The organism is Pantoea sp. nfd-35 (assembly GCF_056892255.1).
Window position 1 is genome coordinate 877,875 of the sequence record NZ_CP122403.1, and the last position, 23,098, is coordinate 900,972.

Annotated in this window: 20 protein-coding genes; 6 read left to right on the top strand and 14 right to left on the bottom strand. The window is 53.8% G+C overall.

All coding sequences use genetic code 11. The features are described from left to right. Positions 1-29: 29 nt before the first annotated feature. From hemW to P9J57_RS04235, 4 genes are read right to left on the bottom strand one after another with little or no spacing between them, the layout of a single operon-like run. The gene (gene hemW, locus P9J57_RS04220; protein WP_210453919.1) at positions 30-1,169 is read right to left on the bottom strand and encodes a radical SAM family heme chaperone HemW; all 1,140 of its coding nucleotides are present in this window, start codon (positions 1,167-1,169) and stop codon (positions 30-32) included. Beyond that, complete coding sequence (locus tag P9J57_RS04225) at positions 1,162-1,755, bottom strand: XTP/dITP diphosphatase (RefSeq protein ID WP_029570628.1); 594 nt, start codon at positions 1,753-1,755, stop codon at positions 1,162-1,164. Before P9J57_RS04225 ends, hemW begins: the two co-directional genes overlap by 8 nt. Before the next feature lie 21 nt (positions 1,756-1,776). After that, the gene (locus tag P9J57_RS04230; RefSeq protein WP_014594515.1) at positions 1,777-2,331 is read right to left on the bottom strand and encodes a YggT family protein; all 555 of its coding nucleotides are present in this window, start codon (positions 2,329-2,331) and stop codon (positions 1,777-1,779) included. A gap of 12 nt (positions 2,332-2,343) precedes the next feature. After that, positions 2,344-3,051: a YggS family pyridoxal phosphate-dependent enzyme gene (locus P9J57_RS04235; RefSeq protein ID WP_013027091.1), complete on the bottom strand. Its 708-nt coding sequence runs from the start codon at positions 3,049-3,051 to the stop codon at positions 2,344-2,346. A 15-nt stretch (positions 3,052-3,066) separates the two neighbouring features. On the opposite strand from P9J57_RS04235, the gene P9J57_RS04240 reads away from it, so the two are divergent. After that, the gene (locus tag P9J57_RS04240) at positions 3,067-4,062 is read left to right on the top strand and encodes a type IV pilus twitching motility protein PilT (RefSeq protein WP_483279395.1); all 996 of its coding nucleotides are present in this window, start codon (positions 3,067-3,069) and stop codon (positions 4,060-4,062) included. Here P9J57_RS04240 and ruvX read toward each other — a convergent pair. From ruvX to metK, 9 genes are all read right to left on the bottom strand, one after another. Next, the gene (gene ruvX, locus P9J57_RS04245) at positions 4,059-4,475 is read right to left on the bottom strand and encodes a Holliday junction resolvase RuvX (protein ID WP_013027089.1); all 417 of its coding nucleotides are present in this window, start codon (positions 4,473-4,475) and stop codon (positions 4,059-4,061) included. The genes P9J57_RS04240 and ruvX overlap by 4 nt on opposite strands. Then, on the bottom strand, positions 4,475-5,038 hold the full coding sequence (locus P9J57_RS04250) for a YqgE/AlgH family protein (RefSeq protein ID WP_019104764.1): 564 nt from the start codon (positions 5,036-5,038) through the stop codon (positions 4,475-4,477). The genes ruvX and P9J57_RS04250 overlap by 1 nt, the downstream gene beginning before the upstream one ends. 85 nt (positions 5,039-5,123) lie before the next feature. Further along, positions 5,124-6,068 carry a glutathione synthase gene (gshB, locus tag P9J57_RS04255; RefSeq protein ID WP_013027087.1) on the bottom strand — a complete coding sequence of 315 codons (945 nt, stop codon included), beginning with the start codon at positions 6,066-6,068 and terminating at the stop codon, positions 5,124-5,126. 115 nt (positions 6,069-6,183) lie between these two features. Further along, on the bottom strand, positions 6,184-6,915 hold the full coding sequence (rsmE, locus tag P9J57_RS04260; RefSeq protein ID WP_014605115.1) for a 16S rRNA (uracil(1498)-N(3))-methyltransferase: 732 nt from the start codon (positions 6,913-6,915) through the stop codon (positions 6,184-6,186). Positions 6,916-6,988: 73 nt separating this feature from the next. Beyond that, positions 6,989-7,696 (bottom strand): deoxyribonuclease I, encoded by a 708-nt coding sequence (gene endA / locus P9J57_RS04265; protein ID WP_014594511.1) that lies wholly within the window; start codon positions 7,694-7,696, stop codon positions 6,989-6,991. 75 nt (positions 7,697-7,771) lie between these two features. Continuing rightward, positions 7,772-8,284, bottom strand: coding sequence for a SprT family zinc-dependent metalloprotease (locus P9J57_RS04270; protein ID WP_042677525.1), 513 nt, complete (start codon positions 8,282-8,284; stop codon positions 7,772-7,774). Between the two features lie 105 nt (positions 8,285-8,389). After that, on the bottom strand, positions 8,390-10,324 hold the full coding sequence (locus tag P9J57_RS04275; protein WP_013027083.1) for a methyl-accepting chemotaxis protein: 1,935 nt from the start codon (positions 10,322-10,324) through the stop codon (positions 8,390-8,392). Between the two features lie 245 nt (positions 10,325-10,569). Further along, the gene (locus P9J57_RS04280) at positions 10,570-11,961 is read right to left on the bottom strand and encodes a sugar porter family MFS transporter (protein WP_014594508.1); all 1,392 of its coding nucleotides are present in this window, start codon (positions 11,959-11,961) and stop codon (positions 10,570-10,572) included. Positions 11,962-12,399: 438 nt separating this feature from the next. Next, positions 12,400-13,551 (bottom strand): methionine adenosyltransferase, encoded by a 1,152-nt coding sequence (gene metK, locus P9J57_RS04285; RefSeq protein ID WP_013027081.1) that lies wholly within the window; start codon positions 13,549-13,551, stop codon positions 12,400-12,402. An 803-nt stretch (positions 13,552-14,354) separates the two neighbouring features. Between metK and speA the strand changes: the two genes are divergently transcribed. Together speA and speB are read left to right on the top strand one after the other, a co-directional pair. Continuing rightward, positions 14,355-16,334, top strand: coding sequence for a biosynthetic arginine decarboxylase (gene speA / locus P9J57_RS04290; protein ID WP_014594507.1), 1,980 nt, complete (start codon positions 14,355-14,357; stop codon positions 16,332-16,334). A 159-nt stretch (positions 16,335-16,493) separates the two neighbouring features. Next, complete coding sequence (gene speB / locus P9J57_RS04295) at positions 16,494-17,414, top strand: agmatinase (protein WP_013027079.1); 921 nt, start codon at positions 16,494-16,496, stop codon at positions 17,412-17,414. Positions 17,415-17,457: 43 nt separating this feature from the next. Here speB and loiP read toward each other — a convergent pair whose 3' ends face one another. After that, positions 17,458-18,213: a metalloprotease LoiP gene (loiP, locus tag P9J57_RS04300; RefSeq protein WP_015699583.1), complete on the bottom strand. Its 756-nt coding sequence runs from the start codon at positions 18,211-18,213 to the stop codon at positions 17,458-17,460. Between the two features lie 270 nt (positions 18,214-18,483). Here loiP and tkt point away from each other — a divergent pair, with 270 nt between their 5' ends. From tkt to pgk, 3 genes are all read left to right on the top strand, one after another. Further along, the gene (gene tkt / locus P9J57_RS04305) at positions 18,484-20,478 is read left to right on the top strand and encodes a transketolase (protein ID WP_014605119.1); all 1,995 of its coding nucleotides are present in this window, start codon (positions 18,484-18,486) and stop codon (positions 20,476-20,478) included. Positions 20,479-20,785: 307 nt separating this feature from the next. After that, the gene (epd, locus tag P9J57_RS04310; RefSeq protein WP_013027076.1) at positions 20,786-21,805 is read left to right on the top strand and encodes an erythrose-4-phosphate dehydrogenase; all 1,020 of its coding nucleotides are present in this window, start codon (positions 20,786-20,788) and stop codon (positions 21,803-21,805) included. Positions 21,806-21,856: 51 nt separating this feature from the next. Further along, a complete protein-coding gene (gene pgk, locus P9J57_RS04315) occupies positions 21,857-23,020 on the top strand; it encodes a phosphoglycerate kinase (RefSeq protein WP_013027075.1) in 1,164 nt (387 codons plus the stop codon). Positions 23,021-23,098 lie beyond the last annotated feature (78 nt).

Here is a 23,098-nt window from a genome sequence, read left to right on the forward strand (position 1 = left end):
CTTTAGTGATGCTTCCGGGCCAGAATGCTCTAGGCTTCCGCTAAAAACAGCTCCAGCAACGAGTTCAGAAACAGTTTCCCTTTCTCTGTAATCTGCCAGTGTTCCGGCGATTCAGTGATGTAACCTGCGGCAATGGCCTCGTCGAGCTGTGGGCGAATCAGCGTTTCATGCAGCCCGGTATAGCGGCTAAAGTCTGCACGCGGCGCGGCCTCCAGCAGACGAAAACGGTTCATGAAGAACTCAAAAGGCTTATCCTCGTCTGCAACGTCGTACTGCTTATCGAGATAATTGCCCTTCATAAAGCCACGCGGATGGCGCACTTTTACGGTACGGACAATACGGCCATCTGGCTGAGTCAGTTTGCCATGCGCACCACAACCAATGCCCAGATAATCGCCAAAGCGCCAGTAGTTCAGGTTGTGCTCACAGCGGTAGCCCGGTTTAGCATAGGCCGAGGTTTCGTATTGCTCATAACCTGCCGCAGTCAGCAACTGGTGGCCCTGCTCAAAAATATCCCATAGCGCATCATCATCCGGCAGGGTTGGCGGGCGAGAGCCAAACAGCGTATTGGGCTCAATCGTCAACTGATACCAGGAGAGATGCGGCGGGTTGAGCGCAATCGCCAGGCGCAAATCATCCAGCGCCTCGGCCAGCGACTGATCGGGCAGGCCGTGCATCAGGTCAAGGTTGAAGCTGCGCAGCCCTAAACCCTGTGCCAGTGCTGCGGCACGCTTCGCTTCTTCCGGTCCGTGGATACGGCCCAGACGTTCCAGTTTCTGCGGGCTGAAGCTCTGGACACCAATCGAGATTCGGTTAATACCGGCGCGTTGATAGGCGCTGAAGCGATCCGCTTCCACCGTGCCCGGATTGGCTTCCATCGTGACTTCAGCATCGGCTGTTAGCGTCAGCCGCTCGCGTACGCCATCCATCAACATCTGCATGGCGCTGCTGCTTAACAGGCTTGGCGTCCCGCCGCCGATAAAGATCGTGCGAACCTCACGACCCTGGATCAGCGGCAGGTCGTGTTCAAGATCGCGCAGCAGGTGCTGCACATACTCAACGTGCGGCACCTCATCCTTCAATGCGTGAGAATTAAAATCGCAGTAGGGGCATTTCTGTACACACCAGGGAATGTGGATGTACAAACTCAGAGGCGGTAAATCAGGCATTACGCATCGCTTCCAGTAACAGCGTCAATGCTTTACCACGATGAGAGACTTTTCCTTTCTCTGCCTTAGTCAGTTCGGCTGCAGTTTTACCCAGTGCCGGAACCCAGAACACCGGATCGTAACCAAAGCCACCTTCACCGGATGCCGTTCGGGTAATTTCCCCTTCCCAAGCACCGTGGAAGACCAGCGGCGTTGGGTCGGCAGCATGACGTAGATAAACCAGCACGCAGTGAAACTGCGCCTGACGTTGTCCGTCAGGCGTGTTTTCCAGAGCCTGAAGCAGGTTTTCCAGATTCTGCTGGTCGCTGGCGTCTTCACCAGCATAGCGGGCTGAGTAAATCCCGGGCGCGCCACCCAGCGCATTCACGGCCAGGCCAGAGTCATCTGCGATAGCAGGCAGGCCGGTAACCTGCGCGGCATGGCGCGCTTTCAGGATGGCATTTTCAATAAAGGTCAGGCCGGTTTCCTCGGCGGATTCCACGCCAAGTTCGGTTTGCGCCACGACATCCAGACCAAAGTCAGCGAGCAGATCCGCCAGCTCACGTACTTTGCCGGGATTGCCGGTGGCAAGAACAACTTTTTGCATAACAGTTCCAGTTTGATTCATTTACAGCAAATACCAGAGACCCGGGAAAAGATCCATGCCAAGGAAATTCAGGGCATACAGCACCAGAATCACGATCATGGCTGAGAAGTCGATGCCTCCCATGGCAGGAAGAATACGACGAATCGGCGCCATTAACGGCTCGGTCAACTGAATCAGCACATAGTCCATCGGGCCGCGGCCCTGACTGATCCAGCTCATCAGGGAGCGAATGATAATGACCCAGAACACCAGATAACCTGCAGATTTCAACAGCGACAGCAGGCCAACCAGCAAATTCGTGGGATCAACAGAGAACACGCCGACCTGAATCAGCAGCAGAAGGGGATATTTAAGCGTTGTCAGCACAAAGGCCAACAGCAGTGAGGCCGTATCAATCGGACCCAGAGCCGGAAGGATACGACGCAGGGGTTTTACAATCGGCTGAGTAATCTTCACGACAAACTGCGCAAGCGGGTTATAAAAATCACAACGTGACCACTGCATCCAGATGCGCAGCAGCAGCACCATGACGTAGAGATCGATTAGCGTTTTTACTAAAAACGTCATTGTTAACATGAAGTTCCTCAATTATTGTTGTGAAGGTTGTGTGTAATCTCGCGCGCCAAAAATGGCGGTGCCAATGCGCACCATCGTACTGCCAGCGGCAATTGCCGCCTCCATGTCATCGCTCATCCCAAGGGAAAGCGTATCAACGTCGCTATACTGCTGTTTAAGCTGGTCAAAAGCATCAGCCATTTGCTGGCATACCGCCAGCTGTCGCTGATAATCTTCTTCGGGTGCCGGAATCGCCATCAGCCCGCGCAAACGCAAACGCGGCATTGTCAGGATGTCCTGAGCCAGTCCGGCAACCGCCTCCAGCATGATGCCAGATTTGCTGTTTTCATCACTGATATTTACCTGGATTAAGACATTGAGCGGCGGCAGATGTTCAGGCCGCTGATCGTTAAGACGCTGTGCGATCTTCTGACGATCGACCGTATGACACCAGGCAAAGTGTTCAGCGACCAGGCGGCTTTTATTGGACTGCAGCGGGCCAATGAAGTGCCAGGTCAAGGCAGGATGTGAGGTCAGTGACTGAATCTTTTCAACCCCTTCCTGAACGTAATTCTCACCAAAATCGATCTGTCCCGCCGCTGCGGCTTCTTCGACCGCGCTCGCAGGCTTTGTTTTGCTCACTGCAAGTAGCGTAATTTCTTCTGGCGACCGGCCGCAACGGGTTGCAGCAGCAGCGATTCGCTGACGGACTTGCTGTAAGTTGTGCTGGATTGAAGTCATAGTCTGGAGATCAAAATGGATTTGGATGAATTAGTGGAGCTTAGTGTAAAGCATAACGCCGCCGATCTGCACCTTTGTAACGGACATTCGCCGTACTGGCGCCGTCAGGGCGGGCTTGAAACGCTGCCCGGCCAGCCCATCCTGCCATCCGACTGGATGGCGCGATTTACCTCGTCATGGCTGGACAGCGAACAGCAGCAGGTGCTAAAGCGAGAAGGGCAGCTGGATTTCGCCTTAACACTGGTTAACGGGCAGCGCCTGCGCGCGAACCTGTTTATGCAGCGCAACGGGCTGTCTCTGGCGCTGCGTATTATTGCCAGCCGCTGTCCTTCGCTTGCGGATTTACGCCTTCCGCAGGTTGTGCCCACCTTGCTGAACAAACAGGACGGGCTGATTTTGATTACCGGCGCGACCGGTAGCGGTAAATCCACCACGCTCGCCGCCATGGTCGATGCCATCAACCGGCAGCAGGCCCGTCATATTCTCACGCTGGAAGATCCCATTGAGTTTATTCATCACAGCCAGCAGTCCCTGATTCAACAGCGCGAAGTGGGGCTGCATTGCCGCTCGTTTAGTCTGGGCCTGAAAGCGGCCTTACGCGAAGATCCCGATGTGATTATGCTGGGAGAGTTACGCGACAGCGATACCTTTCGCCAGGCATTAACCGCGGCAGAAACCGGACATCTGGTGCTGGCGACGTTGCATACGCGCGGCGCAGTCCAGGCGGTGGATCGGCTGGTGGATGTGTTCCCTGCAGATGAAAAGGCGCTGATACGCACCCAGCTGGCGGGCAGTCTGAAAGCCGTTATTGCGCAGCAGCTGGTTTCAGCCACAGATGAGACACGCGTGGGGCTGTTTGAGGTGCTGATTGCCACCAGCGCGGTGGTCAATCTGATTCGGGAAGGCAAAATGCATCAGATTCCCGCTATTCTGCAAACCGGCGCGCAGGCCGGAATGCAAACCTTTGAGCAGAGTCGGTTAGCCCGTCAGGCCGAAGGGGTGATTCATTAATGGGTTTCAAACCAGTCCTGCAGGATAATCGCCGCTGACTGGGAATCGACTGAACCTTTATTCAGGGCACGATAGCCACCCCGTTCAAACAAACCGGCGCGCGCTTCAACGGTGCTGAGGCGCTCATCCTGTAGCTCAACGCGAATACCAAAACGGCCATGCAGGCGATTCGCAAACTTACGGGCGCGGGCTGTTAAAGGCTGCTCGGTGCCGTCCATGTTCAGTGGCAAACCCACCACAACAAAGTCGGGCTGCCACTCTTTAAGCAGCTTTTCAATTTGCAGCCAGTCTGGCGTCCCGTCCTGCGCCTTAATCGCGCTTAACGGACGGGCGCTGCCCGTCAGCTGCTGACCAACCGCAACGCCGATGCTTTTGGTGCCGAAGTCAAAACCTAACAACGTTTGTGTATTCATCAGGCGTGACCTGCATCGCTGGCCATGTTGTGAATATCAATGCCCATACTGCGCGCGGCTTCACGCCAGCGCTCGGCGATGGGCGTCTGGAACAAAATATTGCTGTTAGCCGGTGTGGTCAGCCAGGCGTTCTCCATCAGCTCATTTTCAAGCTGGTCTTTTTCCCAGGCACAATAACCCAGCGCGACCAGCACATGATCGGGCTGTGAGGCTGTACCGATCGCTTCCAGCACGTCACGTGAGGTGGTAATCACGGTGTTGTCTGACACCCGAATGCTGGAAGTAAAGGTGCGCTGTGCCGAGTGCAGGATAAAGCCCCGATCTTCCGCCAGCGGACCACCGCTGAACACAGGCTTATCAAGATTGATAGCCGGATCGCGGTTATCTTCGGCGATCTTGAGCTTTTTCAGAATGCCTTCAACCGTCAGGTTTTCCATCGGCTTATTGATAATCAGCCCCATTGCCCCTTCTTCGTTATGCTCACAAACGTAGACGACAGAACGTTTAAAAAAGGGATCTTGCAACGATGGCATGGCAATTAAAAAGTGATGCTGTAAATTCATTCTCACATGCTTTACCAAAGATAACCGGTGCGTGATTGCTGCACCGGTGTTGGGTTGATCACGGAGCATGGCCCCAGCGTTATGCTCAGCTCAGGCGCTTCTCAATGGCGTCCATCAGCATACCGGTGATGGAGACAGGGAAGGCGGCCTCAATTTCACGAATGCATGTTGGGCTGGTCACGTTAACTTCAGTCAGTCTATCACCAATAATGTCGAGGCCCACAAAAATCAGGCCTTTGGCCTTCAGTGTTGGACCGACGCGGCGGGCGATTTCCCAGTCACTTTCGCTCAGCGGGCGCGCTTCACCGCGTCCGCCAGCCGCCAGGTTTCCGCGGGTTTCTCCCCCCTGGGGAATACGCGCCAGACAATAAGGAACCGGTTCGCCATCCACCACCAGCACGCGCTTATCACCGTCTTTGATAGCTGGCAGGTAGTTTTGCGCCATGCAGTAACGGCTTTCATGTTCAGTCAGGGTTTCAGCGATAACGCCGAAATTCGGATCGTCCTGCTTCACTCGGAAAATAGAGGCGCCGCCCATGCCGTCCAGCGGTTTCATGATGACGTCGCCATGCTCTTGCCAGAACGCCCGCAGCTGTTGCTTAGAACGCGTGACCAGGGTGTCCGGCGTGAATTCAGCAAACCAGGCGGTATACAGTTTTTCGTTACAGTCGCGCAGGCTTTGCGGCTTGTTGACGATCAGCGTGCCCTGCTCTTCAGCCCGTTCCAGGATGTAGGTACAGTAGATAAACTCGGTGTCAAACGGCGGGTCTTTACGCATCAATACGACGTTGAGATCGGCCAGTTTAATCTGCTGCTCACTGCCAAACTGATACCAACTTTCGGCATTCTGTTCCACGCTAAGCAGGCGAGTGCGGGCGTAAGCCACACCACCGCGCAGGGAGAGATCGTTCATCTCCATGTAGTGGATTTCGTAACCCCGGCGCTGTGCTTCCAGCAGCATTGCAAAGCTGGAGTCTTTTTTAATGTTGATGGATGAGATTGGGTCCATCACGATGCCAAGCTTGATCATTATTATCTCCTGAAGGAGGCGGCGGTTACCGTCTCGTTTCGTTCGGGCAAAAAGGGGCTGAGCAGTCAGAACGCGATGTTGATTACAGGCGTCCCAGTGGAGCTAAAAGTATCGCTTAACCCAGGTCACCAAACCTCACCTGAAGTGCCGTAATGGCAGTCAGGGCCGTTGTTTCGGTACGTAAAACCCGTGGGCCAAGCAGAATATCGGTAAAACCGTGCTGCGCCGTCATGGCAATTTCGTCAGCTGAAAGCCCGCCTTCCGGACCAATCAGCAGGCGAACGCGCTCAACCGGCTGAGGCAATGTGTTGATGCTATGGCTGGCGCGCGGGTGCAGGTTCAGTTTTAACCCACTTTCCGCTTCACTGCACCAGGCTTCCAGTGCCATGGCCGGACGGATTTCGGGTACCCGGTTACGACCACACTGCTCGCAGGCGGCAACAGCAATCTTTTGCCACTGCTGAATTTTTTTTGCCAGGCGTTCGGCATCCAGTTTGACACCACAGCGTTCAGAAAACAGCGGCGTAATAACATTAACGCCCAGTTCGATTGATTTCTGGATGGTAAATTCCATTTTTTCGCCGCGAGACATGACCTGACCGAGATGCAGATGGAGGGGCGACTCGCGATCGTCTTCCTGACTTGCCGTGATGGATACTTTTACACGTTTTTTATCAACATGCGTGATTTCTGCAGCGAAAGTCAGATTACTGCCATCAAAGAGTTCTAAATGCTGTCCGCTGGTCATACGCAGCACGCGACCAACATGACCGGACGCGTCTTCATCAAGCGTGATTTCACTGCCAACATGAACAGGCTGTGAGTGATAAATGCGAGGTATGCGCATAATGTCCCTGAGAGCTAAACGCCGCGAGGTTGACGCGGCGGGGCTGTGAAACAGTTAGTTTAGGGCAGGGATTTTAACGCGTGCAAGCCTCAAGCACATAAGGATTATGATTCCCCTGTACGCGAGCGATGCGCTGGTCGCGCTCGCATTCCCATTTGCTGACCGGATAGAGCTTGTTCCAGGCTGTAAATAACTGCGTTTGCTGACGTGACAGACGCAGATGATACTGGTCGCGCATATAGAAGTAAGTCCGGGCTATCGCGCCACGGGCCCGTTCGGGCGGCTGCGCCTGCTTGTTTTTAAAATCAATCTGCATGCTGCACTGACCGTACTGTTTATCCGTACCGTTCCACTGACTGTAGGCATAGTTACCGCGATCGCCATTCACTTCACCGATTGCCGGCTGCAGATTATGCAGGTCGGTTTCGATACGGCGATAGTCGGCATCTTTGCTGCAATTTTTGCGGCCGCCGTTCTGCCAGCACTGACGTTGATGGCCGAACTCCCAGGCGGGCATCACGTGTTCCCACTCGATACGTGCGGCGCGGTGGGCATTTTTGCGCGGCTGGTAGCCACAGCTGTTCAGATCAGGCTCCCCCTTTTTGCCGTGCCAGGTAATTTTACAGCCACAGTAAAAGCTGCCGGGCGCATCGTCATTAATCTCTGCGGCGTAGGCTTTTGCCTGTTGAAAATTATTTTGATGATAGTTGTTGAGGTTTAGGGCCTGGCTGTTAAAAGACGCGAGTAACAGTGCAGTCGTGATGAGAAATTTGCGAGACATGTTCCAGTTTTACCCCTGGTCCTTAAAAGGGCGGCAGGGTAACAGAATGCCTGCTCAGGCGGAATGAGAATCCGCTCAGGAAAGGGGAAAAACCTCGGCTTTCAATAGGCTACCGCAGTGAACGCAGCGGTACTCGCTTTCGCCGCGAACGACACGATTATGGCGCCTCACGGTAAGCTGGTGCTGTTGACACTGGCAGCGATAAGCAAAGGTGCGGCTGCGCACCGACTCGACCTCAAACTGATGGGTGCGCCGCGCCGGCACGCCCAGCACAGTCTCCATCATCCATTTCCACTCTTTGCCATGCGGTGCAACGCGGCCGAAGGTTTTCCACACCAGCAAATGGGCCAGCTCATGGGGAACGACTTCATCAATAAAGGCCTGCTGATTTTCCATCAGCAGGACAGGATTCAGGCGGATTTCCCATTTTTCCAGCCAGGCCGTTCCGGCAGCCGTGCCGCGCTGCTGATAAACCAGCCTGGGTTCGGGATAATGTTGTTCGAGCTTTTCATTTGCCCGTTCGAGCCCACTACGCAGGGCGCGCATAACGGCTTGTTGTAGGGCAATGGGAAGACGGGATGTTTTCATGGCGCTCAGCATAAGCGGCAGCGGCGTGGAACTCAACTCAACAGCAATATCGGTCCTGCAAAAAAGTCGTACCCGCCGAACCCGACGGGCAGACATGACATTATTTTAATGGAACTGCCTTATTGTCTGAGCCAGTTGCTGCGCCTGATCCTCAAGTGAGCTGGACGCCGCTGACATCTGCTGAACCAGCGCAGCGTTTTGCTGGGTCGTGCCATCCATTTCATTGACCGCGATGGTCACCTGCGCAATACCGCGGGCTTGCTCATCGGATGCAGCAACGATTTCACCAATGATGCGCTGCACTGATGAAACGGCATTTGTCATCTCATGCATGGTTTTGCCTGCATCGTTGACCAGCACAACGCCATTTTCAACCCGAACAACTGATTCCTCAATCAGGGCGGAAATATCTTTCACGGCGCTGGTTGTCCGCTGCGCGAGATTCCGGACTTCGGCGGCTACGACCGCAAAGCCGCGCCCCTGTTCGCCTGCGCGTGCAGCTTCAACAGCAGCATTAAGTGCCAGAATGTTGGTCTGAAACGCGATGCTGTTAATCAGCGTGGTGATATCACCGATTTTCTTTGAACTTTCATCAATCTGCGCCATGGTAGTGACCACCTGATCGACCAGGGTTTCCCCCCGGCTGGCGATGCGCGTGGCATTTTCAGTCAGGCTCGTTGCCTGCTGTGCATTATCCGCGTTCATGCGGATAGCTGCACTAATCTGCTCCATGCTCGCGGCAGTTTCTTCCAGTGCAGCAGCCTGTTCCTCGGTGCGTGAGGCGAGGTTGAGGTTTGCACCGGCAATTTCGCCCGCTCCCTGCTGGACCGAGGTGCTGGCGTCTTTGATTTGTCCCACAATGCTCTGCAACTGTGTCTGCATGGTGTTGAGGGCATAAAACAGGCTGCTGCTGTCGCCTGGCGCAACCTGAATGCCATTGTTTAACTGACCTTCAGCAACGGCCAGCGCAATGCGCGCCGCCTCTTCGGGTTCACCGCCAAGATGACGCATCACTTTACGGTTGAATAACAGACCCAGCACGGCCCCCACGGAAAGGATACTGACAATCATCAGCGCAATAGCCCAGTAAAGCTGCTTGTCAGCCGCCGCCATTACCTGGCTGACGGGTGCCACAATCCCTACATACCAGGGTTTCGTGTTGTTGCCCACGCTTATCGGGTACCAGGTGTACATGGCATTTTCTTTCAGTACGGGATCGTACTGTTCTGTCACTGCCGTACGGTAGCTGTTGCTGTTTCCCTGCCATTTTTTGCCGGCTTCACCTGCATTGGGGGAGGAAATCACGTTGCCGCTGTTCGAAAGCAGCAGCGCGTAGCCGGTTTCGTGCCAGGGTTTGATCTGGTTTACTTTTTTCTGGATGGCGGAAAGCAGGATATCGGAACTGACAACCAGCTTCAGTTTGTCATTGACCATAACAGGGGTAGCCACCGAGGTTAACCACTCTGGTTTTGCGCCATCATAAGCGAAGCTGTAAGGCTCAATCAGGGTGTCCTTTTGCGTTTCTTTCGGCAGTAAATAGTAATTACCGGCCCCCGGCTGCAGAAAGTCCAGCGCCGGATTCATTTTGTAGCGCCCGTCTTTGTCCCGGTCAACATACCAGGCATAGCGACCACCCGGTGGCGTTCCCTGCGGCCCGACAAAGGCACTGTCACGGCCATCAAAGGCATCGGGTTCAAACACTACGGTCATCGACACAAAGTCAGGGTTTTTATTTAATGCATATTCCATCAGCTTGTCGGCAACTTTGCGATCGTTTATCCCTGCTGCAGGCAGGGCAGCAAGGCTTTGCCCCAGGTTTTGAGCGGCATCCAATGCATGCGTCAGTTCCTGCTGAATTTGCCCGGCGTGACTAGCAGCAATTTGCTGCAGGTAGTTAGCGGCAAGAGATTTTTGTTCTTTCGAGGACTGCCAACTGAGTAATCCGATGGTCGCAGTAAACCCCACGACGATCGTCATTCCGCCTGCCAGCAGCATCTGAGCACGGGTGCTCATCGTCTTTTTAGGGCTGGTATTGTTCATGCTATTTCCTGGTCAACGCGAAGTCTGAAAAAAGCTTTTTATAATGAAAACGTCAGGTAATTTATCGGCGTATATTTTTTCGACTTTAATGAAAGAAAAGCGAAGCGGGGAGGTGCAAGCCAGTAACGGCAAGGTCTGGGCGTTGAAACGGTAGGATATTTTTCGTTGTCAGTTGTGGGTAAAGCGGCAAGAAAAAAGCCAGTCAGCTTACCTTGACTGGCTCTAGGGGACATATTGAGGAGGGCTTACTGACCGATATCGCGCAGCTTTTTACCTGCCATCAGGTTACGTTCAATGTGCTCCAGCGAAACGTTTTTGGTTTCGGGAATCAACATCACCGTCAGGACGATGAAGAAGACGTTGAGCAGGCCGTAGACCCAGAAGGTCGGCGCATTGCCCAGCGTATTCAGCATGGTCAGGAAGGTTGCGCCGACAATCATGTTGGCGATCCAGTTAGTCGTGGTTGAAACGGTGATACCGAAATCGCGTCCTTTCAGTGGCTGAATTTCAGAACACAGAACCCAGATCAGCGGACCGGCTGACATGGCAAAGCCCACGATAAACATCAGCAGCATGCCAATGGCAAAGTACTGTGCACCTTGTGAATGAATGCCCATGTGCAGCATGGTGCCAAGAACGCCCATACCGGCTGCCATCACCAGGAAGCCCAGAATCAAGGTAGGCTTACGGCCCCAGCGATCCACCAGACCGATAGCAATAAAGGTTGCCAGTACGTTAACCAGGCCGACAATCACCGTTCCCCACATCTGCTGGGTGGTATTCGCGAAACCCGCAATCTCAAAAATTTTCGGTGCGTAATACATGATGACGTTCATGCCGGTAAACTGTTGCATCACCTGCAGCAGAATGCCCAGGTACACCGCACGACGGAAGTGGCTGCTGCTGGTAAATAATCCCCAGCCTGACTGTTTGATCTTCAGGCTTTCACGGATCTCATCCAGCTCGCGCTTCGCCTGCTCACTGGTATCACGCAGGCGATCCAGTACGCGTTGCGCATCACGGAAGTTTCCTTTCGCCGCCAGCCAGCGTGGGCTGTTTGGCAGGAAGAACACGCCGATCAGCAGCAGCAGGGCAGGAATGGTGATCACGCCCAGCATCCAGCGCCAGTTACCTGTGAAGCTGAACGCGGTATCGGAAAGGTACGCACCCAGAATACCGATGGTAATCATCAACTGATAAAGCGAGATCATACTGCCGCGGATTTTTTCAGGCGCAATCTCAGAAAGATAGAGCGGCGCAGTGTAAGAGGCGATACCGACCGCCAGGCCTAACAGCACGCGTGCGCTGATCAGCATTTCTGGGTTAGGTGCCATGGCTGACCACAGTGAGCCAATAACAAACAGGATCGCACCAGCCATCAGGCTTTTTTTACGCCCCAGACGCGATGACATCCAGCCGCTGCCGATAGCACCGATGGCCGCCCCGAACATCATTGAGCTGACAATCCACTCCTGTTGGTGTGCCGTAACGTTAAAGTCCTTCGCGATAAAGGGCAGTGCACCGGCGATAACGCCGATATCCAACCCAAACAGCAGGCCTGCAAGGGCTGCCAGAAAGCAGACAAATAAGGTCATTGCCTTATTTGAGGTTCTGCTTTTATGTGAATTGCCAGGCATGGTTGCCTCCAAAATTATCCATCATTGTTGTTATCGATGTTAAAAAACCTTATCTGGGCAAAAAGTGAGCCCGATCACATTGATGTAATCGCTTACACTTGCTGAAACCCTGAAATCCAGCATTTATAACCCAGAAAGGTCAAGTAACCAGTGAGGTATAGCACCCTCGAAGTTTCTGACAATGCCCTGTTTAACGCCTATCAGATGACGCTGAAAATAACGCATTTTAGGAAGAATAACTACGGCGATAAATTCCTAAATAGCCGATATCTAAAGCGTTTCAAATTGTAAGCGTTAACACATTAGCTGAGCACAGGCTGAGAGAAAGTGTAGCTGAGTTAAAAAAATGTGCAGGTGGGGGAAACTGAAGGCCCGAGAGGAATAAAAAGAAAAAAAAAGCCCCGCCGCGAGGCAGGGCTTTTTGAGACGTTTTCAGGCTTACAGGCCCGCAGCCTCACGCAACTGTTCTGCTTTGTCAGTTTTTTCCCAAGGGAAATGTTCGCGACCAAAGTGGCCATAGGCAGCGGTTTCTTTATAGATCGGATGCAGCAGATCCAGCATCTGAATCAGGCCGTAAGGACGCAGATCGAAAAACTCGCGCACCAGTAAGGTCAGCTGTTCAGTAGACACTTTCTCAGTGCCAAAGGTCTCGACCATGATGGAGGTCGGCTCGGCAACACCGATGGCGTAGGAAACCTGGATCTCACAACGATCGGCCAGACCCGCTGCCACGATGTTTTTTGCAACATAGCGGGCGGCATAGGCGGCTGAACGGTCAACTTTTGACGGGTCTTTGCCTGAGAAGGCGCCACCGCCGTGACGTGCCATACCGCCGTAGGTATCAACAATGATTTTGCGACCGGTCAGGCCACAGTCACCCATTGGGCCACCAATAACAAAACGGCCCGTTGGGTTGATGTGATATTTGGTGGATGCGCTCAGCCACTCGGCAGGCAGGACGGGCTTGATGATTTCTTCCATCACCGCTTCCTGCAGATCTTTTTGTGAGATCGCTTCGCTGTGCTGAGTTGACAGAACGACCGCATCAATACCGACGATTTTGCCGTCGTCGTACTGGAAGGTCACCTGGCTTTTGGCATCCGGACGCAGCCATGGCAGCGTGCCGTTCTTACGCACTTCGGCCTGGCGCTGAACCAGACGGTGCGCATAGGTCACCGGGGCTGGCATCAGAACATCGGTTTCGTTTGTCGCATAGCCAAACATCAAACCCTGATCGCCCGCACCCTGTTCCAGCGGATCGCTGCGGTCAACGCCCTGGTTGATATCCTGAGACTGTTTGCCAATTGCGCTTAATACTGCGCAGGAGTTGGCATCAAAGCCCATATCGGAATGAACATAGCCGATTTCACGTACGGTATTACGAGTGATTTCTTCAATATCAACCCAGGCGCTGGTGGTGATCTCACCGCCAACCAGAACCATACCGGTTTTAACGTACGTTTCGCAGGCCACGCGCGCTTTGGGATCCTGTTCCAGGATCGCATCAAGCACAGCATCAGAAATCTGGTCGGCGATTTTATCAGGATGTCCTTCGGATACGGACTCGGATGTAAAAAGATGTTTAGCCATTATGTTCTTTACCTTACCAATGGTTTGAATTCGACTGCATAGCGCAAGTGAGTATTAGCTGACTTAACGCCCCTTAAGGCAAAGCCGTGAGCAGTCAGGTAGTGTCAGCACGCAGGCCAACTCCGCCTGGATATTAACCTGTTTAGATGGAAAACCATCTGGACGTCTATTTTAGGTTACGCGGTGAGCGAATTACCAGCCCTTTTTGATGTTGCACTGTTAACTTTACGCGCAGCAGTGGAAAATCCTGCTGACAGCGCGTGCATTAAGCAAATAATCTCTTTGCTTTTTTTAGGCGCAAAATGTATAAAACGCCGCTGCGTTCTCAGCAGCAAAAAGGATGACGCGCTTACCGCGTCGCGCCCGTCAGACAGCTGTCTGGCTTTCACCCAGGTGGTTTTCCACATGTCCAGGACATGTGCGGAGGTGATACGAGTAATGAGCCTTATCTTCTCTCTCCCGGCCTTTTCGCGTGCTGGCACGGCGCTGGCGTTATCCTGTTTCCCGTCCTTATTTCTCTTCTGCCGACATTTTATTGGTTTCGGTAATTATCCCGACACAAGCGCTGGTTAACCTCTGACGCGATAGCGGTTTATATCGTCCAGGCGGTGAGCGTCGTGAATTATTCGCGGCCCTTTTGTACCTGACGCGGCTGAGTGTTTTACACTTAACACTACAGTGATGCATCGTGCAGGTTCGCAACGCAGACAGAGCATGACGTAATATGTGGCAACGAATTTCCAGACTCCCGACCTTCAAGTCGGTTTACATTATTATCTTTCAACGGAAAATTGAGGTTCGCGATGTCTGACGGCATGAAGAATATCAAGGGTTCGTCAGCTGGCGAACAAGGTGCACTCCGCTCAATGCAGGAGGTGGCGATGAACGATCAGGACGCCAGCCTGATGCTGCGGACCTACAACATTGCCTGGTGGGGCAATAACTACTATGACGTCAATGAACTGGGTCATATTAGCGTCTGCCCCGATCCGGATCGTCCGGATGTGCGTGTCGATCTGGCTAAGCTGGTTAAGGAACGCGAGGCCCAGGGCCAACGCCTGCCCGCGCTGTTCTGTTTCCCTCAGATTCTTCAGCATCGCCTGCGCTCAATAAACGCTGCTTTTAAACGCGCACGTGAGTCTTACGGTTACACCGGTGATTACTTCCTGGTGTATCCCATCAAGGTGAACCAGCATAAGCGCGTCATCGAATCCCTGGTCAATTCTGGCGAACCGTTGGGTCTGGAAGCCGGTTCAAAAGCCGAACTGATGGCGGTACTGGCTCATGCCGGTCAGACTCGTTCGGTTATTGTATGTAATGGTTACAAAGATCGTGAATATATTCGTCTGGCGCTGATTGGCGAGAAGATAGGGCACAAGGTTTATCTGGTTCTGGAGAAGATGACCGAAGTGCGCATGGTGCTGGAAGAAGCCGAGCGCCTGAATGTGGTGCCGCGTCTGGGCATTCGTGCACGTCTCGCTTCACAGGGTTCTGGTAAGTGGCAGTCGAGCGGCGGCGAAAAATCTAAATTTGGCCTGTCAGCAACGCAGGTACTCAAGCTGGTTGAAATCATGCGTGAAGCGGGTCGGATCGACAGCCTGCAGCTGCTGCATTTCCATTTGGGATCGCAGATGTCTAACATTCGCGATATCGCGACCGGGGTGCGTGAGTCTGCGCGCTTCTATGTGGAACTGGCAAAACTCGGCGTCAACATTAAGTGCTTTGACGTTGGCGGCGGCCTGGGCGTTGACTATGAAGGTACCCGTTCGCAGTCCGACTGTTCGGTCAATTACGGACTGAATGAATATGCCAATAACGTGATCTGGGGAATTGGCGCAGCCTGTGACGAGCATGGACTTGAGCACCCAACGGTGATTACCGAATCCGGCCGCGCAGTCACAGCTCACCACACGGTGCTGGTATCTAACATCATCGGCGTTGAGCGTAACGAATTCAGTAAGCCAGAAGCGCCAGAGATTGAGGATGCCCCGCGTCCTATCCTGAGCATGTGGGAAACCTGGCAGGAGATGCACGAACCGGACACGCGTCGTTCGCTGCGTGAATGGCTGCACGACAGCCAGATGGACCTGTTTGATATCCATACAGGCTACTCATCCGGTACCTACAGCCTGAAACAGCGCGCCTGGGCAGAACAGCTTTATCTGAGCATCTGTCACTACATTCAGCAGCATCTTGATCCCAGCAACCGCGCGCACCGTCCGATCATCGACGAGTTGCAGGAGCGCATGGCGGACAAGATCTACGTTAACTTCTCGCTGTTCCAGTCCATGCCGGATGCATGGGGCATTGATCAGCTGTTCCCTGTGCTGCCGCTGGAAGGCCTGAATAAAAAGCCGGAACGTCGTGCCGTGCTGCTGGACATCACCTGTGACTCTGACGGTACCATCGATCACTATGTTGATGGTGACGGTATTGCCACAACCATGCCGATGCCGGAGTACGACGTGGACAACCCACCGATGCTCGGCTTCTTTATGGTCGGCGCCTATCAGGAAATCCTGGGTAACATGCATAACCTGTTTGGTGACACCGAAGCGGTTGACGTGTTTGCCTTCCAGAATGGCGAGGTGGAGGTTCAGCTGTCGGATGAGGGCGATACCGTGGCCGACATGCTGCAGTATGTTCAGCTCGATCCGAACGAACTGATGACGCTGTTCCGTAAGCAGATTCAGACCTCTGAACTGGATGACGAACTGCGTGAGCAGTTCCTGCAGGAGTTCGAAAGTGGTCTGTATGGCTACACCTATTTAGAAGACGAATAAAGCCCCGCGAAGCGCTTGCAGCGGGTCGGGACATTGTTGATAATCGGCAGCAACCCATCCCTTCCTCGTCGGGCCTAACGACGCGGAGGGGATTTTTTTTATCTCAACCTTCATGGTGCGCGGCCCAGGCCCGCCTCATGCACAGACAGAGGACGACTTATGTACAATACCCTCGGCAATCAGTACGACAATTCACTGGTTTCTAACGCCTTTGGTTTTATGCGTTTTCCGGTTAATTTCCAGCCTTACGACAGCGACGCAGAGTGGGTGATCACCGGGGTGCCCTTTGACGCCGCGACCTCAGGCCGTCCGGGCAGCCGTCTTGGCCCAGGCGCTATCCGCCAGATTTCGACCAATCTCGCCTGGGAAGGCTGCCGCTGGCCGTGGGAGTTTGACCTGCGTCAGCGCCTGAACGTGGTGGACTGCGGCGATCTGGTTTACGCCTTTGGTGATTCACAGGATCTGTCTGACAAGCTGCAGGCCCACGCAGAGAAACTGCTGGCGAACGGCAAACGCATGATGACCTTTGGTGGCGATCACTACGTCACGCTTCCCCTGCTGCGCGCGCATGCGAAGCACTTTGGTAAAATGGCGCTGGTACACTTTGACGCCCATACCGATACCTACTCTAATGGTCCAACGTTTGACCATGGCACCATGTTCTTTACCGCACCGAAAGAGGGGCTCATCGATCCTCAGCACTCGGTGCAAATCGGTATTCGTACCGAATTCGACAAAAGCCTGGGCTTTAACGTGCTGGATGCTGCTCAGGTTAACGACCGCAGCGTGGACGATCTTCTGGCGGAAATTAAGCGCACCGTCGGCGACCTGCCGGTTTATCTGACATTTGATATCGACTGTCTGGATCCTGCGCATGCGCCGGGCACCGGTACGCCGGTCATTGGCGGTTTAACCACAGATAAAGCCACTAAACTGATTCGTGGTTTACAGGGCATGAATATCGTGGGGATGGATCTGGTGGAAGTCGCGCCGGGTTACGATCACGCCGATCTGACGGCACTTGCCGCCGCTACGCTGGCGCTGGACATGTTGCACGTTCAGGCAGCGAATAAAGGCTGATGCGACAGAGGGATAACTTCAGGGTTATCCCTCTGATTCTGACTTACTTGCCGTCTGCGGCGATGCGATCGCGAATATGCTGCGCACGCGCTTCGGAGTCAGGATGCGAGTCAAACATTGAGCTTTGACGGCCCTGTTCCAGTTTTGCCAGTTTTTCAAAGCTGGTTGCCAGCCCGACCGGATCAATACCGCGCTTTTTCAGCAGGTTGTATGAGTAGTCATCAGCCTGAGTCTCCTGCGTCTGCGAGAACTGGGCATTTACTAATTTTTCACCCATATCACCCAACTGCGACTGTGACAGCGAACCAATAATACCGCCAGCCGATGCCGCCGCGGTGCGTGCTGCCGTTGTGGTGAAGGCGACCTGCATCGCTTTGCGCGTATGACCCAGCGCAACGTGGCCCATTTCATGGCCCAGTACCGCCTCGACTTCATTGTCGGTCATCATATCCATCAGTCCGCTGTAAACGCGGATGCAGCCATTGGCCATTGCCCAGGCGTTAACGTCTTTGGTCTGGTAAACCTTGTAGTTAGCCGGGATACCATTGATGTTGTCGCCCAGTGCCGCAGCGATTTTATTCAGCCGTTGCTGGTACTCGCTGTCAGCTGGCGCGACCTGATTTTCTTTGTCCATTTGGGCGCAGGACTGATCGCTAAGCTGCTTAACCTGAGCATCGCTCAACGTGTAAGCCTGAAATGCCTGTGCGCCGGATTGCAGCAGACCATTACTATTTACACCCTCACAGCCGCTAAGCAGCGCAACCAGGCCCAGAGCCAGTGCCATTTTATGAATTTTCATTCTGTCGTCCCATAAGTAACAAGATAAAAAACAAACACCTGAATCCGTACAAGGTGGTTTAACCAACAGGTTATAGTTCGTGATAAACCTTTTTGCTAGCAGACATGACTGGAAAAGCCAGACGAAGCGGGAACATTTAGCGTTTTACGACATTACTTTTGCCCCGTTTTTCATGTACATTGTGGTGAAACTTTTCCCCGTGCTTTGCCCGATAGCTGATTAATTACAACAGGTTAAGGCGCAAATCATTAATCCGAACTGGAGTAGAAGATGCCCTCTCGTAAAGATCTTGCCAACGCCATTCGCGCGTTAAGTATGGACGCAGTGCAAAAAGCTAAATCGGGACATCCGGGTGCCCCGATGGGCATGGCGGATATCGCCGAAGTCTTGTGGCGCGGCTATCTCAATCATAACCCAACCAACCCACACTGGGCCGATCGCGACCGTTTTGTTCTGTCCAATGGTCACGGTTCGATGCTGATTTACAGCCTGCTGCACCTTACCGGCTACGATTTACCGATTAGCGAGCTGGAAAACTTCCGTCAGTTGCATTCTAAAACGCCGGGGCACCCTGAATATGGCTATACCGTGGGCGTGGAAACCACGACCGGTCCGCTGGGGCAGGGCATCGCTAACGCCGTAGGTTTTGCCATTGCGGAGCGCACGCTGGCAGCACAGTTCAACCGTCCGGGCCATGAGATCGTAGATCATAATACCTGGGTCTTTATGGGCGACGGCTGCATGATGGAAGGCATCTCACACGAAGTGTGCTCGCTGGCGGGTACGCTGAAGCTGGGCAAGCTGGTGGCATTCTATGATGACAATGGTATCTCTATCGATGGTCATGTTGACGGCTGGTTCACCGATGACACCGCGAAGCGCTTCGAAGCTTACGGCTGGCATGTGGTGCGCGGCGTTGACGGTCACGATGCCGACGCCATCGCGAAAGCCATTGAAGAAGCGAAAGCGGTGAGCGACAAGCCGTCACTGCTGATGTGCAAAACTGTGATCGGTTTTGGTTCACCGAATAAAGCGGGGACCCACGACTCACACGGCGCACCGCTGGGAGATGACGAGATTGCGCTCACCCGCAAACAGTTAGGCTGGGACTATCCGCCTTTCGTTATTCCTTCAGACATTTATGCTGAGTGGGATGCTAAGGAAGTAGGCAAGGCGAAAGAGGATGCGTGGAACACGAAATTCGCGGCCTATGCCAGTGCCTTCCCAGAGCTGGCTGCAGAATTTACGCGCCGCATGAGCAACGAACTGCCGGCTAACTGGCAGCAGGAATCGCAGAAGTTTATCGAGCAGTTACAGGCTAACCCGGCGAAAATCGCCAGCCGTAAAGCCTCACAAAATGCGATCGAAGCCTTTGGTAAAATCCTGCCAGAATATCTGGGCGGTTCGGCTGATCTGGCACCCAGTAACCTCACCATCTGGTCTGGCTCTAAGCCCATCAATGAAGACGCTGCCGGCAACTATATTCACTACGGCGTGCGTGAATTCGGTATGACCGCGATTGCCAACGGTCTGGCGCTGCATGGCGGCTTCCTGCCTTATACCGCGACCTTCCTGATGTTTGTTGAGTATGCACGTAACGCCGCCCGTATGGCCGCGCTGATGAAAATCCGTCAAATTATGGTTTATACCCACGACTCTATTGGCCTGGGCGAAGATGGCCCGACGCACCAGCCGGTAGAGCAGATGGCGAGCCTGCGTACCACACCAAACATGAGCCTGTGGCGTCCGTGTGATCAGGTGGAATCAGCAGTGGCGTGGAAATATGCGATTGAGCGTAAAGATGGTCCAAGCGCACTGATCTTCTCTCGTCAGAATCTGGCGCAGCAGGATCGTACCGCAGAGCAGCTGGCAAACGTGTCCCGCGGCGGTTATGTGCTGAAAGACAGCGCGGGCACGCCAGAGCTGATTCTGATCGCCACCGGTTCAGAAGTTGAACTGGCTGTGGCTGCGTATCAGAAACTGACCGATGAAGGCCGTAAGGTTCGCGTGGTTTCCATGCCATCAACGGATGCGTTCGACAAGCAGTCTGCAGAGTATCGTGAATCTGTCCTGCCGAAGGCCGTTGCCGCTCGCGTTGCTATTGAAGCGGGTATTGCAGACTATTGGTTCAAATATACCGGCCTGAACGGCGCTATCGTCGGCATGACCACCTTTGGTGAGTCAGCGCCAGCTGAGAAGCTGTTTGAAGTCTTCGGCTTCACGGTAGACAACGTAGTCGCGAAAGCAAAAGCGTTGCTGGCCTGACAGAAGGGCACAGGCGAGTGAAGGCTCGCCTGTGCCCAGATGAAAGGGGGCGCAGTTTGCCCCCTTATCGACAAAATTATTCCTGTAGTAATAGCGATTTTTTGCGTAATTTTGTGATGTAGATCCAAAAATACGCAGCCCGCTTGATCGCAATCATTCCCGTTATTCCTTCCTTCTATTATCCTAGCTGAACCGTTTCAGTTTAGGCTGCTTTGCCTGCGGTCGGGCTAAGAATCTCCTGTACAAAATGCAGTGAAACGCTCAGGCTATCTGCACCTTTTTTTCAGTCTGGTTTGGCAGGAGAAAGATGACCATTCGGGTAGCGATAAACGGCTTTGGTCGCATTGGGCGCAACGTGTTGCGTGCACTGTATGAAACGGGCCGCCGCGCGGAGATCACAGTGGTGGCAGTTAACGAACTGGCTGAGGCTGCGGGCATGGCGCACCTGCTAAAGTACGATACCAGTCATGGGCGTTTCGCGCTGGATGTGCGTCAGGAGCGGGATCAGCTGTGGGTCGGAGACGATATTATCCGTATTCTGCATCGTGCCGGACTGGACGAACTGCCCTGGGGCGAGCTTAACGTTGACGTGGTGCTGGACTGCACAGGCGTTTACGGTTCCCGTGATGACGGCGAAGCCCATCTGCGTGCAGGAGCGAAGAAAGTGCTGTTTTCCCATCCAGGGGGGAACGATCTTGATGCAACCGTGGTGTACGGCGTTAACGAGCAGGAACTGAAACAAACGGACTGTATTGTCTCTAATGCATCCTGTACCACTAACTGCATTATTCCGGTGATTAAGCTACTGGATGACGCTTTTGGTATCGAGTCGGGGACGGTAACGACTATCCATTCGGCGATGCACGATCAGCAGGTGATTGACGCCTACCACAGCGATCTGCGCCGTACGCGTGCGGCCAGTCAGTCTATCATCCCGGTGGATACCCGGTTGGCGGCAGGCATTGCGCGTATTTTTCCGAAATTTAACGATCGCTTCGAAGCCATCGCGGTTCGCGTACCGACGATCAACGTGACGGCCATTGATCTCAGCGTTTCCGTGCGCCAGCCCGTTCGGGCCTGTGAGGTTAACGCCTTGTTGCAAAGCGCGGCAGAAGGGGCATTTCGTGGTATAGTTGACTATACAGAATTGCCGTTAGTCTCAGTAGATTTCAACCATGATCCGCACAGTGCCATTGTGGACGGTACACAAACGCGGGTCAGCGGTCAGCATCTGATCAAAACCCTGGTCTGGTGTGACAACGAATGGGGCTTTGCTAACCGAATGCTCGACACAACGTTAGCGATGGCCGCAAGCGGTTTCAGGTAAGACGCGGTTTGCGTCTGGCAAAACTTATGAGAATCAACGAGAGGGTTCACCATGTCCGTAATTAAGATGACCGATCTGGATCTTGCTGGCAAACGCGTTTTAATTCGCGCCGATCTCAACGTACCAGTGAAAGAAGGGAAAGTGACGTCAGATGCACGTATTCGTGCTTCACTGCCAACTATCGAAGCGGCGTTGAAACAGGGCGCCAAAGTGATGGTTACCTCTCACCTGGGTCGTCCGACCGAAGGTGAATACAACGAAGAATTCTCACTGCTGCCAGTAGTGAACTACCTGAAAGAGAAACTGAACGGTACTCAGGTTACCCTGGCGAAAGACTACCTCGACGGCGTCGATATCGGCGCGGGCGAACTGGTCGTACTGGAAAACGTTCGCTTCAATAAAGGCGAAAAGAAAGACGACGAAGCGCTGTCTAAGAAATACGCTGCGCTGTGCGACGTCTTTGTTATGGATGCTTTTGGTACCGCGCACCGCGCCCAGGCATCCACGCATGGCGTTGGCAAATTTGCCCCTGTCGCCTGTGCTGGCCCGCTGCTGTCAGCTGAGCTGGAAGCGCTGGGTAAAGTGATGAAGAACCCTGAGCGCCCGCTGGTGGCTGTGGTCGGTGGTTCTAAGGTTTCAACCAAATTTGACGTGCTGCAGTCGCTGGTGAAGATTGCCGATACCGTGATTGTCGGCGGCGGCATCGCCAACACCTTTGTCGCTATCGACAACAACGTGGGCAAATCGCTGTATGAGCCAGACTTCGTTGACGCGGCTAAAGGCCTGCGCGATCAGTACGGCATTCCTGTTCCAACCGATTCACGTGTTGGCACGGAATTCTCTGAAACTGCCCCGGCAACCGTGAAAAAGGTTTCGGAAGTCGCAGATAACGAAGAGATTATGGACTTCGGTGATGAAACCGCTCAGGCCATGGCGACCATCCTGAAGAATGCCAAAACCATTCTGTGGAACGGCCCGGTGGGCGTGTTTGAATTCCCGAACTTCCGCAAAGGCACCGAGATTGTGGCTAACGCCATTGCAGACAGCGAAGCATTCTCAGTGGCGGGCGGCGGTGATACGCTGGCGGCTATCGACCTGTTCGGTATCGAAGACAAAATCTCCTACATCTCTACCGGCGGCGGTGCCTTCCTGGAGTTCGTGGAAGGCAAAAAACTGCCTGCCGTAGCCATGCTGGAAGAGCGTGCGAAGCAGTAATCCTTTGGGGGCGGTGCCCTACGGCATCGCCTGAAAACTCGCCCGAAACCGGGCGTTTAAATCGCTGTCCCCGTATCG

What these genes read in the sequence shown, in the direction of transcription:
- hemW (WP_210453919.1), bottom strand. Translation starts at nt 1,169, where the DNA reads ATGCCTGATTTACCGCCTCTGAGTTTGTACATCCACATTCCCTGGTGT.
- P9J57_RS04225 (WP_029570628.1), bottom strand. Translation starts at nt 1,755, where the DNA reads ATGCAAAAAGTTGTTCTTGCCACCGGCAATCCCGGCAAAGTACGTGAG.
- P9J57_RS04230 (WP_014594515.1), bottom strand. Translation starts at nt 2,331, where the DNA reads ATGTTAACAATGACGTTTTTAGTAAAAACGCTAATCGATCTCTACGTC.
- P9J57_RS04235 (WP_013027091.1), bottom strand. Translation starts at nt 3,051, where the DNA reads ATGACTTCAATCCAGCACAACTTACAGCAAGTCCGTCAGCGAATCGCT.
- P9J57_RS04240 (WP_483279395.1), top strand. Translation starts at nt 3,067, where the DNA reads ATGGATTTGGATGAATTAGTGGAGCTTAGTGTAAAGCATAACGCCGCC.
- ruvX (WP_013027089.1), bottom strand. Translation starts at nt 4,475, where the DNA reads ATGAATACACAAACGTTGTTAGGTTTTGACTTCGGCACCAAAAGCATC.
- P9J57_RS04250 (WP_019104764.1), bottom strand. Translation starts at nt 5,038, where the DNA reads ATGAATTTACAGCATCACTTTTTAATTGCCATGCCATCGTTGCAAGAT.
- gshB (WP_013027087.1), bottom strand. Translation starts at nt 6,068, where the DNA reads ATGATCAAGCTTGGCATCGTGATGGACCCAATCTCATCCATCAACATT.
- rsmE (WP_014605115.1), bottom strand. Translation starts at nt 6,915, where the DNA reads ATGCGCATACCTCGCATTTATCACTCACAGCCTGTTCATGTTGGCAGT.
- endA (WP_014594511.1), bottom strand. Translation starts at nt 7,696, where the DNA reads ATGTCTCGCAAATTTCTCATCACGACTGCACTGTTACTCGCGTCTTTT.
- P9J57_RS04270 (WP_042677525.1), bottom strand. Translation starts at nt 8,284, where the DNA reads ATGAAAACATCCCGTCTTCCCATTGCCCTACAACAAGCCGTTATGCGC.
- P9J57_RS04275 (WP_013027083.1), bottom strand. Translation starts at nt 10,324, where the DNA reads ATGAACAATACCAGCCCTAAAAAGACGATGAGCACCCGTGCTCAGATG.
- P9J57_RS04280 (WP_014594508.1), bottom strand. Translation starts at nt 11,961, where the DNA reads ATGCCTGGCAATTCACATAAAAGCAGAACCTCAAATAAGGCAATGACC.
- metK (WP_013027081.1), bottom strand. Translation starts at nt 13,551, where the DNA reads ATGGCTAAACATCTTTTTACATCCGAGTCCGTATCCGAAGGACATCCT.
- speA (WP_014594507.1), top strand. Translation starts at nt 14,355, where the DNA reads ATGTCTGACGGCATGAAGAATATCAAGGGTTCGTCAGCTGGCGAACAA.
- speB (WP_013027079.1), top strand. Translation starts at nt 16,494, where the DNA reads ATGTACAATACCCTCGGCAATCAGTACGACAATTCACTGGTTTCTAAC.
- loiP (WP_015699583.1), bottom strand. Translation starts at nt 18,213, where the DNA reads ATGAAAATTCATAAAATGGCACTGGCTCTGGGCCTGGTTGCGCTGCTT.
- tkt (WP_014605119.1), top strand. Translation starts at nt 18,484, where the DNA reads ATGCCCTCTCGTAAAGATCTTGCCAACGCCATTCGCGCGTTAAGTATG.
- epd (WP_013027076.1), top strand. Translation starts at nt 20,786, where the DNA reads ATGACCATTCGGGTAGCGATAAACGGCTTTGGTCGCATTGGGCGCAAC.
- pgk (WP_013027075.1), top strand. Translation starts at nt 21,857, where the DNA reads ATGTCCGTAATTAAGATGACCGATCTGGATCTTGCTGGCAAACGCGTT.